The organism is Paractinoplanes rishiriensis (assembly GCF_016862375.1).
Taxonomy (GTDB): domain Bacteria; phylum Actinomycetota; class Actinomycetes; order Mycobacteriales; family Micromonosporaceae; genus Actinoplanes; species Actinoplanes rishiriensis.
In genome coordinates this window covers 15,984-27,550 of the sequence record NZ_BOMV01000056.1, presented here as the reverse complement: position 1 = coordinate 27,550, position 11,567 = coordinate 15,984, and the positions used below count along the sequence as shown (strand labels likewise).

The window sequence follows — 11,567 nt, the reverse complement described above, 5'->3', positions numbered from 1 at the left end:
GGCCGAGCCACCCTGCCCGTCCACTGTGCGGCACGCATGCAAGCGATCAACCCCGGCGGGGTCCTGCTCAGCTCAGGGCGCGTTTGAGCAGCTTGCCGGTGGCGGTCATCGGCAGCGCGTCGACGATGCTCACGATCCGCGGGTACTTGTAGGCGGCCATCTGCTCCCGGCCCCAGGCGATCAGCTCGTCCCCGGTGACCGACGCGCCCTCCTTGAGGATCACGAACGCCTTGATCTCCTCGCCGTGGCTCGGGTGCGGCACCCCGATCACCGCGGCCAGCGACACCGCCTCGTGGGTGATCAGCACCTCCTCGATCTCCCGCGGGTAGACGTTGAAGCCACCCCGGATGATCATGTCTTTCGCCCGGTCGACGATGTAGTAGAAGCCGTCCTTGTCGCGCCGCGCCAGGTCACCGCTGCGGAACCAGCCGTCCCGCATCACCTCGGCGGTCGCCTCGGCCCGGTTGTAGTAGCCGCGCATGATGTTGTGCCCGCGGATCGCGATCTCGCCGATCTCGTCGGTGCCCTCGACCGTGTTCCACGACTCGTCGATCAGCTTCAGCTCGACGCCCCAGACCGGTATGCCGATCGAGCCCGGCCGCGGGTCGCTGTCCGGGTCGCTGAACGTGGCCACCGGCGACGTCTCGGACAACCCGTACCCCTCCAGGATGGTGACCCCGAACCGCTCCTTGACCTCCCGGATGATCTCGACGGGCAGGCTCGACCCGCCGGACACCGCGATCCGCATGTTGCTCGCGATCCGGGCCACGTCGACCTCGTCGGTCAGCGCGTTGAGCAGCCCCCAGTACATGGTCGGCACGCCCGCGAAGAACGTCACGTTCTCCGACTCGAGCAGCTTGACCGCGGCGGCCGCGTCGAACCGGGGCAGCAGTACCAGCGTCGACGCGGTCGCGAAGCCCGCGTTCATGTTCACCGTCGAGCCGAACGAGTGGAACAGCGGCAGGACCAGCAGGTGGGTGTCGGTGCCCGGCTTGCTGCCGAACAGCCGGTTGCAGGTCAGCGCGTTGAGGATCAGGTTGGCGTGGGACAGTTCGGCGCCCTTGGCCTGGCCCGTGGTGCCGCTGGTGTAGAGGATCACGGCGGGGTCGGTCTCGGGCAGCAGCACCGGCTCGAACACCGGTGACCTACCGGCCAGCGCCGTGCCGAGCGTCTCGGCGCCCTCGATCGGCGACGCCGCGGCCGGGTCTGCCGTGATCAGGAAGAAGTGCTCACAGCCCGGCGTCTCGCCGAACCCGGACCAGCCCTCGGTGCCCATCGGCAGCTCGGGGGTGCCCTGGAAGCACAGGTACGCCCTGGCCTCCGAGTCGCTCAGGTGGTACGCGATCTCGCGGCCCTTGAGCAGCACGTTCAGCGGGACCACCACGGCGCCCGCCTTGAGGATGCCGTAGTAGGCGATCGGGAAGTACGGCAGGTTGGGGCAGGACAGAGCCACCTTGTCGCCGGGCCGGATGCCGCGTTCCACCAGCAGCCCGGCCACCTGGTTGGCGGCCGCCTCGACCTGGGCGTACGTCAGCCGCTGGCCGCCCAGCACGACCGCGGCGCGCTCCGGATAGTTGCGGGCGCTGTCCTCGAGCAGGACGGAGAGGTTGAGCATGCGGTCGGTCCCCTTCGTGGCGTCTTTCGTGGCGTGCGGGTGGCGTCCGACCCATTCGAGCACGCCGGACGGAGACCACGGAACCGTCGTTTCGTTCGTGTTTCACGAGCTCGTGCCGCGGTGCCGCAGCACCGGAAGGGCGGTGGCGGCGACCGCCACGAGCAGGCAGGCGGCCGTCACGGTGAGGGCCGCGGTCCACGGGACGACCAGCGGGACCGTCCGGTCCAGCTCGGCCTCGACGGCGGCCACCACCCCGTTCAGCGAGGTGCCGGCCACCAGCGCGCCGAGCGCGGTGCCCACGGCCACCGCCAGCAGCGCCTCGGCCGTGGTCACCCGCAGCACCTGCCCGGTGGTCGCGCCGGCCAGCCGCAGCGCCCGGAACTCGGGCCGGCGGGCGGCCGTCGCCATCAGCAGCGTGTTGGCCACCGCGAGCCCGGTGTAGCCGACCGACAGGCCGATCAGCACCGCCAGGAACAGGTCGACCAGGCGGCCCTCCTCGTCGATGGCGACCTGCACGTAGTCGCGGGCGGTCATGACCTTGGCGCCCGGTGCTGCCACCGCCGGCCCGGACAGCAGCACAGCGCCGGCCAGCGCGTTCGGGTCGTGCCGGCGCACCAGGTCCCAGGGCACGGTGAGGCCCGGACCGTCGGCCACGACGGCGGCGACCGGCAGCGTCGCGCTGGTGCCGTCGGCCCAGACCAGGTCCAGCCGGGTGCCGGCCCCGGCGTGCAGCAGGCCGGCGGTGGCGCGGTCGAGCGTCACGGCCGGTGCCCCGCCGGGTCTGCCGCCGCGGATCGCGGCGGCGTCGTGGGCGGTGGTGGTGCCGTCCCGGGTGATCAGGACGCGGGTGCCGAGGCGGGCGGTGCCGGGCTGGGCCTGCACCACGGCCTCGCTCAGGCCGGGGACGCCGTCCGGGGCCAGCACGGTGGCGGCCGGGATGTCCGCCGCCTCGTCGATGCCCTGCACGTTGGTGATGGTCGCGACGGTGCCGGTGAGCAGCACCGTGAAGCCGACGGTGAGGATCACCGGCGCCGCCGTGGAGGCCACCCGCCGCACCGCGACGAGGGTGCCCTCGCGCACCAGCATGCCGGTGGCCGCCCGGCGCCACGGCCAGGTCACCGCGCGCACCAGCGGCCCGATCACCACCGGTGCCAGCAGCGCGGCCGCGGTGAGCAGCAGCATCGCCGAACCCAGCCCGGCGGTGGACTGCATGCCGACCGGGATGTCGCCGAGCCGGACCACCAGGAGCAGGCCGAGCGCCGCGCAGGCCAGGCCGGCGATCCACCGGGTCACCGGCATGGCCCGGCGCTCCACCGCGGCCTCGCGCAGCGCGTCCAGCGCCGGGTTGCGGCTGGCCCGGCGGGCCGCGACCCCGGCACCGGCGAGCGCCACGACGACGCCGGTCAGGAAGGCGCCGGCCAGCGCGGCCGGCTGCGTGGTGACCTGGAAGCCGGCCGGTTCCAGCCCGGCCGCCACCAGCGGGCCGTCCAGGGTCAGCGCCGCCAGGCCGCCCAGCGGCAGTCCGGCCAGCCCGCCGAGCACCGCGACGACCAGCGTCTCGGCGTACATCATCCGCCGGACCTGACCGGGAGTAGCGCCCACCGCCCGCAGCAGGCCGATCTCGCGGCGCCGCTGCGCGGCGCTCAGCGCGCAGGTCGAGGCCACCACGAAGACCGCGACGAACGCGCCCAGCGTCACCATCGCGATCAGCAGCTGGGCGCCGAGCCAGCGGGTGCGGGTGATGTTCTCCGGTTCGAGCTCGTCGCGGGCGGCGCCGGTCAGGACGTCGCCCGCGCCGACGATGCCCCGCGCGGCCGTGGCGACCTCCTCGGTATCGCCGTCGACGGTGAGGCCGATGACCCGGACGCCGGCCGCCATCGGCAGCGCGACCTCGTCGGCGAGATAGAAGCCGGGTCCGTCGACCGTGCCGGTGACCGTCCAGGTGGCCGGGCCGGCGGCGGTCAGCACGTCGATCCGGGTGCCGGGCGCGGCACCGGCCACGGCCACCTCGCCGGGTCGTCGCGGGGCGGTGCCCGTGATGAGGCGGTAACCACCGAGCACCGTCGACGACCAGGCGTGCCCGTCGATCCGGGCCGCCTCCGGGTCGCCGACCGGCCGGCCGGCGTCGAGCCGCTGCACGTAGAACGCCGGATCGGCGGCAGCCGCGGACACCCCCGGCAGCCCGGCCAGCCGGCCGGCCAGCGCGGTGGCCTCGGCGGCCGGCCAGGTCCGGTAGTCCGGCCGGCTGCTGCCGGTGTCGCCGGCCTCGGGCGCGTGCACCAGAACGGCCGCGGCGGCATAGCGGGCCGGTGCCTCGGGCCGGGACGACAGGTAGACGGTGGTGGAGCCGGCGATCACCGCGACGCCGAGCGCGATCGCGACGAACGTACCGGCGAAGCTCGCGAACCGGTGCCGCACCATCTGCCAGGCCAGGCTCATGACGGCACCCCCGCCTCGAGGCGCGCGGTGCGCACCGCGATCTCCGGCGCGCCGGCCGGGCCGGACAGCTCGTCGACCACCCGGCCGTCGGCCAGGAACAGCACCCGGTCGGCGTGTGCGGCCGCGAACGGGTCGTGGGTGACCATCACCACGGTCTGGCCGTGCCGGTCGACCGACTCGCGCAGCAGGCGCAGTACGTCGCGCCCGGACGCCGCGTCCAGCGCGCCGGTGGGCTCGTCGGCGAACAGCACCGCGGGCCGGGTCACCAGCGCCCGGGCGATCGCCACCCGCTGCTGCTGGCCGCCGGAGAGCTCGCTCGGACGGTGCCCAGCGCGGTCGGCCAGGCCCACCTCGGCCAGCATCGCGGTGACCTCGCCGGCGGCCGGGCGGCGGCCGGCCAGGCGCAGCGGCAGCGCCACGTTCTGCGCCGCGGTCAGCGCGGCCACCAGGTTGAACGCCTGGAAGACGAAGCCCACCCGGGCCCGCCGCAACCGGGTCAGCGCGCGCTCGGAGAGGCCGGTGACCGAGGTGCCGTCGATGGTCACCGCGCCCTCGGTGGGCCGGTCCAGGCCCGCGGCGCAGTGCAGCAGCGTCGACTTGCCGGAACCGGACGGTCCCATCACCGCGGTGAACGTGCCGGACGGGAACACGGCGTCCAGCCGGTCGAGCGCGGTCACCGCCTGCTCGCCGCCGCCGTACCGCTTGGTGACCCGGCTCAGTTCGACCGCCGGTGGTGTGTCTGCCCTTGTCATGCCCACCAGCCAACCGGCGCGCGGCGGGTTTGTCGGTAGGCCTGGATGGAGTCTTGACGGTATATCCAGCACTACCGACAGCCGCGCCGCCGGCCGGTAGCGTCGCACCCATGCCGGTCCGCAACGCGCTTGACGCGCTCACCTTGCGGCCCACGCATTTTCTCCGTTCGGCCTGGCCGTGGCGGTCGTACCTGTATCTGACCGGCGGGGCGCTGCTGGGCTTCACGACCATCCTGGCCGTGCTGAGCCTGCTGGTGGCCGGCATCGCGTTGTCGATCGTCGTGATCGGCGTCGCCGGTTATGTCGCGACCGTCCTGGCCGGGGTGGCGGTGGGCCGGCTCGAACGCTGGCGGATGCGGCTGGTCGACGTCGAGCCGCTGCCCGACCCGCACCGGCCGGCACCGGGCGCCGGGCTGCGGGCCTGGGTCGCGCTCCGGCTGCGCGAGCCGGCGACCTGGCGCGAGCTGGGCTACACGATGCTGTCCGCGATGGTGCTGTGCTGGATGGACGCGATCGTGGTGGCCGGCGCCGTCTACTTCCCGATGATCCTGATCGCCGGCCCGTTCTACATCGACGACCAGTCGCTCGCCCTCACCGTCCCGGTTGCCGTCGCCGGTGTCCCGCTGCTGGTCATCATGGCCTACCCGGTGACCGCCTGGGCCGGCGCGCGGGCCGCCATGGCCCGCGCGATCCTGGCCCCGCGCATCGAGGGCGCCGACGTGAAGCTGGTCGAGGTGACCCGCTCCCGGGCCCGGCTGGTCGACGCGTTCGAGCTGGAACGCCGGCGCATCGAGCGCGACCTGCACGACGGCGCCCAGCAGCGGCTGGTCGCGCTCACCATGCAGCTCGGCATGGCCCGGCTGGAGCTGCCGGCCGGGTCGCCCGCGGGCGACCAGGTGGCCACCGCGCACGAACTGGCCAAGCAGGCGCTGACCGAGCTGCGCGAGCTGATCCGGGGCGTGCATCCCAAGGTGCTGACCGACCGCGGCCTGGAGGCGGCGGTGGGCGAGGTGGCGGGCACCGCGCCGATCCCGGTCGACGTCACGGTCCGGCTGCCCGGCCGGCTGCCGGCGACGGTCGAGGTGACGGCGTACTTCGTGGTGGTGGAGGCGTTGACCAACGTGGCCAAGCACAGCGGAGCCCGGCGGGCCGCGGTGACCGCCGGGGTGGACGGCGGCCGGCTGGTGCTGGAGGTGCACGATGACGGCCACGGCGGCGCCGACCCGGCCGGCGGCTCCGGCCTGGTGGGCCTGGCCGACCGGGTGGCCGCGGTGGACGGCGCGGTGGCGATCTCCAGCCCGCGCGGCGGCCCGACCCGGCTCCGCGTCGAGATTCCGGTGCCGTCGTGACCGGGCTGCGGGTGGTGATCGCCGAGGACGGCGTCATCGTGCGCGAGGGCGTGACGGTGATGCTGCGCCGGTTCGGGCACGAGGTGGTGGCCGCGGTCGGCGACGCGGTGGCGCTGCGCGCCGCGGTGACCGAGCACCGCCCCGACATCGTGGTGACCGACGTGCGGATGCCGCCCGGCTTCAGCGACGAGGGCCTCCAGGCAGCGATCGCGATGCGCGCCGCCGACCCGGAACTGCCGGTGCTCGTGCTCAGCCAGTACGTGGCGCCCGCCTACGCCGCCGAACTGCTCGACTCGGGCCGCGGCGCCGGCGTCGGCTATCTGCTGAAGGACCGGATCGGCGACGTGACCGACTTCGTCGACGCGCTGTCCGCGGTGGCCGGGGGACGCACGGTGGTCGACCCCGAGGTGGTCCGCCAACTGATCGGGCGCCGCCGCGACCCGCTGAGCCTGCTGACCAACCGGGAGCGCGAGGTGCTGGCGCTGATGGCCGAGGGCCGCTCCAACACGGCGATCGCCCGCCACCTGGTGGTCAGCGAGGCGGCGGTGGCCAAGCACATCGGCAGCGTGCTGACCAAGCTGGACCTGCCACCCGACGCCGACGACCACCGGCGGGTCCGGGCGGTGCTGACCTACCTGCGCGGCTGACCGGGGGCGCGACCCGGCATCGAACCGCCGCCCACGTCAGGCGACGAGTTCCCAGCTGCGGCGGGGGCGCCGGGCGTACAACTCCTGGATGGTGGCCAGCGCCCACCGCATGCGCGGCACCGCCAGGTCGGGATGGTCGCCGAACTCGGCGGCCACCTCGGCGGCGCAGGCCCGCACGCCGCCGCGGAGGCGGACGGCCAGGCGGATCGCCTCGTCGGCGGTGCCGTGCGACGGGTGACTGCCGGTCGCCAGGGTACTGGTGAACAGTGCCTCGGCCCGGGCCGCGGTCAGCATCGTGGTCATCGTGATCTCCTCGGTCGGGTGGTCTACCAATGGGGTAGACCACCCGGGGGCCGCTAACTCATCGGGGTGCGAGGCGGAAAGTGGCGTCGGCGCGGGCGGCGTCGGTGCTGACCGGGTCGATGCGGAGCACGTAGTTGCTGTGCCGGACGTAGCGGTCCGGGAAGTTGTAGGACTGGAAGGACTGCCAGGACGTGTCGGCCAGGCCGGCCACCTGGCGGAACGTGGCGTCCTCGCGGAACGTGGCGGTGTTGTTGTCCGGTTCCAGCCGCAGCACGTAGTTGTTGTGCCGCAGGTAGTAGCCGGGGAAGTTCTCCGACTCGAACGAGACGTAGCCGGCGCCGCTGTTGGCCAGGCCGGCCACCACCCGGAACTGGCCGTCCAGCGCGGGGCTGACGTTCGGGTCGATGCGGGCCGCGTAATTGCTGTGCCGGACGTAGCGGTCCTGGAAGTTGTACGACTGCAGCCGCTGGACGGTGACCGCGCCGGGGTTGCCGAGCTCGCCGGACGGCCCGGCCAGCGCGGTGGACGTGGAGACCGGGACGCCGAGGTTCGGTGTGCCGTCCGGGTTCCAGGTGATCCGCTGGGCGCGGCTGGTGCGGGTGGTCCCGCAACCCTGCGAGGCGGCCGAGTTGGCGTGGTAGACGATCCAGTCCTCGGTGCCGTCCGGTGACTTGAAGAACGAGTGGTGGGCCGGCCCGTACACGCCGTTGCCGTCGTTGCGCTGGAACAGCGGGTTCGCGAGCTTCGTCCACGAACTGCGGGTCAGCGGGTTGCTGCCGGTCAGCTCGAGCGAACCGATCTTGTAGTCCGGCGTGCCGCAGTAGCTCGCCGAGTAGGTGAGGAACGTGCGGCCGTTGCGCTGCAGCACGTACGGGCCCTCGTTGACCGGGTTGCCGACGCGTTCCCAGGCGAGCGTCGGCTCCGAGATGATCGTGCCGAGCGCGGCCGGCGTCCACGGGTTGGTGAGGCGGGTGATGAACAGGCTCTGCAGGCCGCCGTTCTCGAACCCGACGTTGTTGTTGAACGCGGAGAACACGAAGTAGTTCACGCCGCCGACGGTCATCACGCTGCCGTCGATGGACCAGCCGTTGTTCGGCATCAGGACCAGGGCGCCCTTGTACGTGTACGGCCCCATCGGATCGGTGCCGGCGCTCTCCAGCACATGCTGCCGCTGCCCGCCGCAGCACGCGCTCGGGCCGGCCGAGTAGTAGAGGTACCAGCGCTGCCCGTTCGGGCCGTTGAGCAGGTGCATGCTGGGCGCCCACATGTTCGACACCGCGTTCGGCTGCGACATCGTGAACACCCGGGTCTCCGCCGCGGTGCGCAGGCCGGCCAGGGTCGGTGCCCGGCGGATGTAGATGTTCCCGGTCCACGTGGTGGCCGTGTAGTAGTAGTTGCCGTTGTAGTAGCCGATCCACGGGTCGGCGCTGTTGGGCGTGCCGACAATCGGGTTCTGGACGGTGGCGCCCGGGGCGGCGCTGCCCGGTGCGGCGGTGACCACCAGGGTCACGCCGGCGGCGACGGCAGCCATCAGGGCGGCGGCCAGGAGTCGAGCACAGGCGCGCATGGGCGGGTCCCTTCCGACAGACGCTGTGAACGCTAACAAGTTGGGAGCTGGACCGCCCGGGGGTTAACTTTGTGAGCGGTGTGTTTCGCGAATGTTATCGTTCTCATGCCCCGAGTCAAGCCCGGCGGCGGTGCGCGGCACCGTGGTTGTATCGGGGACATGCTGCCCTGGAGTCACGAGCTGGCCGGCGACCTGCACCGGCACACCATCGATTCGGCGCTGCTGCGCGGCAACCCGCTGGGCGACCCGCACGAGCGCCCACTGTGGGTCTACACCCCGCCCGGCTACGACGCGGACGACACCACCCGCTACCCGTCGATCTACGTGATCCAGGGCTACGGCGGTCACCTCGGCATGTGGGACAACCGCAGCCCGTACCGGCAGCCGTTCACCGAGACGGCCGACGCGGTGTTCGCCGGCGGCGAGGCCCCCGGCTGCATCGTGGTCTACGTCGACGCCTGGACGGCCTACGGCGGTTCCCAGTTCGTCGACTCGCCCGGCACCGGCGCCTATCACTCGTACCTCTGCACTGAAGTTGTGCCCTGGATCGACGCCCGCTATCGGACCATCGCGAAGCCGGCGTCGCGGGCCATCTCCGGTAAGTCGTCGGGTGGATTCGGCGCGATGATCACCCCGATGCTGCGGCCGGATCTGTTCGGTGCACTGGCGACACATGCCGGGGATGCGCTGTACGAATACTGCTATCTCAACGAATTCGCCAAGGCGGTGCGGGCGCTGCGCGACTACGACCACGACATCCGGAAATGGTGGGCCGACTTCCAGGGCCGGCCGTCGTTCACCAAGGAGCACGACATGTGGCTCCTGGTGATTCTCGGGTGCGCGGCAGCATTTTCGGCCGCCGAGGACGGCACTCCGGAACTGCCGTTCGACCCGAAAACCGGCGCGCTGATCCCGGAGCGGTGGGAGCGCTGGCTCGCCTGGGACCCGGTCCGGATGATGGACACGTACGCCGATGCCCTGCGCACCCAGCGCGCCATCTGGATCGACGCCGGCACCCGCGACGAATGGTTCCTGGACCTCGGCGCCGAGGCGTTCCGGGCCGGCCTGTCGCGCATCGGCATCCCCGACGAGCGCATCTATTTCGAGCTGATTCCGGCCGGCCATGGCGGCATCGACTACCGCTACCCGCAGGCCATGTCCTGGCTGGCCAACCGCTTAGAACGCTGACCGGCGCGCGTTTCGGCCGGTCATTCCGCCGCCGGCCGGGGAAAATCACGTGCGCCGTGTGTCGCGTAGTCGAGCCCGTAGACCTTTTCAGATCCTCGATCGCTCGGAGCTGAGCCTTGCTGTGCGGGCTCGCGCACGACTCTCCTCCGTCGCCGGGCACCGGTTCGAAGGAGTGCAGGACCGTCTTTTCCAGCAGTTCGCCGAGTGTCTCGTCGTTGAATTCCGCGAGACCCTTCAAAACCTTGACCAGGCGCGTCTCCATCCGGACCCCGAGCTGGACCCGTTCCACCTTGCTGGACGGTGCGGTCATGACAGTCTCACCTCCTGTTGTTTATACGCTCATGCCGGGACGGCCCGCAGCAGCGCGGTGTAGGCGAACGCACCCAATGCCGCCGCGGCAACCGTCATGCCCAGAATTGCGGCCGGCGCGGCGGGCAGCACGGCACCCGCCGCATAGGTGACGATCAGCTGCACGCCGAGGCAGACGAGTTGGAGCCGCGCGATCACCGGCCGGTCCTGAACCGCATCCAGCGCCGGCCGCGCCGCATAGAAGGCCGCAAAGGGAATCGCCGCCGGAATCGCGGCCCGCAACACGGCAATGGCGTCGGTGAATTCGTCTCCGAGAAAATTGTGCACGAGCGCCGGCGCACTCCACAGCAAAAGCACCACGGCCACGCACGCCAGCGCCCCGGCCGCAAGCGGAAGTAACCGCAAACCTCGCGATAAATCGGACTTGTGCGCGCCCGGCGGTGGGCCGGCGGGCGGTGGGCCGGCGGGCGGTGGGCCGGCGGCGGTGGGCGGTGGGTCGGCGGGTGCGGTGGGCGGTGGGTCGGCGGGTGCGGCGGACGGGGGCGCCGCCTGGAAGTGGGCGCTCAGGCGGGGCAGCAGAACCGGGGTCAGCATGCCGAAAACCGAGCAGATCAGCGTCACCGCCGACGTCGCGAAGCCGATGTAGCCCGCCTCCGGGCCGCCCGGCAGCGCCCCCGCCACATAGAACGTCGGGAACGCGAACATCGCCGGCAGCGCGATCTCGCCGGGCGCCCGGCGCAGGCCGTACACCAGCAGCGTGCGCAGCGTCGGCGGGTCGGGCCGGAGGGTGGGATGGCGGCGTACCAGCGCGATGCCCAGCACCGCCACCGCGGCCATCGCCGCGCCCTGAATGGCCAGGAAGACGTCGATCCGGGTGGTTACCGCGAACGCCACCAGCGGCACCACCCCGACCCCGACCAGCCACAACAAGTTCGACAGCCGGGCCTGACCGCTGCCGCGCAGGGCCGCCGCGGCCACCGTGATCAGGCACATGCCGGCGGCCAGCAGCACCACCGCGCGCACCGCAGGGACGCCGCCGATGCCGAGGAGGCGGCCCACGTCGTCGGACAGCACCAGGCCCAGCAGGCCGACCACGTCCATCACCACGACCTGCACCAGGAACGCCTGGCCGGCCAGCGCGCGGGTCCGGTCGCCGGCCCGGGGCAGATACCGGTGCAGGGCGGGCACCAGGCCGATCAGCGCGATCGGGTGCAGCGTGCTGACCACACCGCGGGCCACCTGGTAGTACGCGAACCCGGCCACGCTCGCCCGCCGCGCCACCAGGTGGAACAGCAGCAGCCCGGAGGCGAGCGTGAGCCAGTGGACCACGGTCGTGAGCAGGTAGTCCCGCCGGACCACGGCCGGGATGCTGCGGGCCAGCGTGCGCAGCGACACCCG

The 11,567-nt window shown here is 72.6% G+C and carries 9 protein-coding genes; 3 read left to right on the top strand and 6 right to left on the bottom strand.

Annotated features, from left to right (window positions below; genetic code table 11):
• Window positions 1-67: 67 nt before the first annotated feature.
• The 3 genes from Ari01nite_RS23890 to Ari01nite_RS23880 all read right to left on the bottom strand — a co-directional run bounded on the left by Ari01nite_RS23890 (window position 68) and on the right by Ari01nite_RS23880 (window position 4,806).
• Window positions 68-1,615 carry a long-chain-fatty-acid--CoA ligase gene (locus Ari01nite_RS23890; RefSeq protein WP_203784147.1) on the bottom strand — a complete coding sequence of 516 codons (1,548 nt, stop codon included), beginning with the start codon at window positions 1,613-1,615 and terminating at the stop codon, window positions 68-70.
• Between the two features lie 102 nt (window positions 1,616-1,717).
• Window positions 1,718-4,054 (bottom strand): FtsX-like permease family protein, encoded by a 2,337-nt coding sequence (locus tag Ari01nite_RS23885; RefSeq protein ID WP_203784146.1) that lies wholly within the window; start codon window positions 4,052-4,054, stop codon window positions 1,718-1,720.
• Window positions 4,051-4,806, bottom strand: a complete 756-nt coding sequence (locus tag Ari01nite_RS23880) for an ABC transporter ATP-binding protein (RefSeq protein ID WP_203784145.1) — start codon at window positions 4,804-4,806, stop codon at window positions 4,051-4,053. The genes Ari01nite_RS23885 and Ari01nite_RS23880 overlap by 4 nt, the downstream gene beginning before the upstream one ends.
• 110 nt (window positions 4,807-4,916) lie before the next feature.
• Between Ari01nite_RS23880 and Ari01nite_RS23875 the strand changes: the two genes are divergently transcribed.
• Window positions 4,917-6,155, top strand: a complete 1,239-nt coding sequence (locus tag Ari01nite_RS23875; protein WP_203784143.1) for a sensor histidine kinase — start codon at window positions 4,917-4,919, stop codon at window positions 6,153-6,155.
• Window positions 6,152-6,802, top strand: coding sequence for a response regulator transcription factor (locus Ari01nite_RS23870; RefSeq protein ID WP_203784141.1), 651 nt, complete (start codon window positions 6,152-6,154; stop codon window positions 6,800-6,802). The genes Ari01nite_RS23875 and Ari01nite_RS23870 overlap by 4 nt, the downstream gene beginning before the upstream one ends.
• 36 nt (window positions 6,803-6,838) lie before the next feature.
• Here the strand turns inward: Ari01nite_RS23870 and Ari01nite_RS23865 are convergent, their stop codons facing one another.
• Together Ari01nite_RS23865 and Ari01nite_RS23860 are read right to left on the bottom strand one after the other, a co-directional pair.
• A complete protein-coding gene (locus Ari01nite_RS23865; RefSeq protein ID WP_203784140.1) occupies window positions 6,839-7,105 on the bottom strand; it encodes a hypothetical protein in 267 nt (88 codons plus the stop codon).
• Window positions 7,106-7,163: 58 nt separating this feature from the next.
• Window positions 7,164-8,672 carry a family 43 glycosylhydrolase gene (locus tag Ari01nite_RS23860; protein ID WP_239162968.1) on the bottom strand — a complete coding sequence of 503 codons (1,509 nt, stop codon included), beginning with the start codon at window positions 8,670-8,672 and terminating at the stop codon, window positions 7,164-7,166.
• Window positions 8,673-8,831: 159 nt separating this feature from the next.
• Here Ari01nite_RS23860 and Ari01nite_RS23855 point away from each other — a divergent pair, with 159 nt between their 5' ends.
• On the top strand, window positions 8,832-9,860 hold the full coding sequence (locus Ari01nite_RS23855) for an alpha/beta hydrolase-fold protein (RefSeq protein WP_239162967.1): 1,029 nt from the start codon (window positions 8,832-8,834) through the stop codon (window positions 9,858-9,860).
• Between the two features lie 339 nt (window positions 9,861-10,199).
• Here Ari01nite_RS23855 and Ari01nite_RS23850 read toward each other — a convergent pair whose 3' ends face one another.
• Window positions 10,200-11,564 carry an oligosaccharide flippase family protein gene (locus tag Ari01nite_RS23850; RefSeq protein WP_203784139.1) on the bottom strand — a complete coding sequence of 455 codons (1,365 nt, stop codon included), beginning with the start codon at window positions 11,562-11,564 and terminating at the stop codon, window positions 10,200-10,202.
• Window positions 11,565-11,567 lie beyond the last annotated feature (3 nt).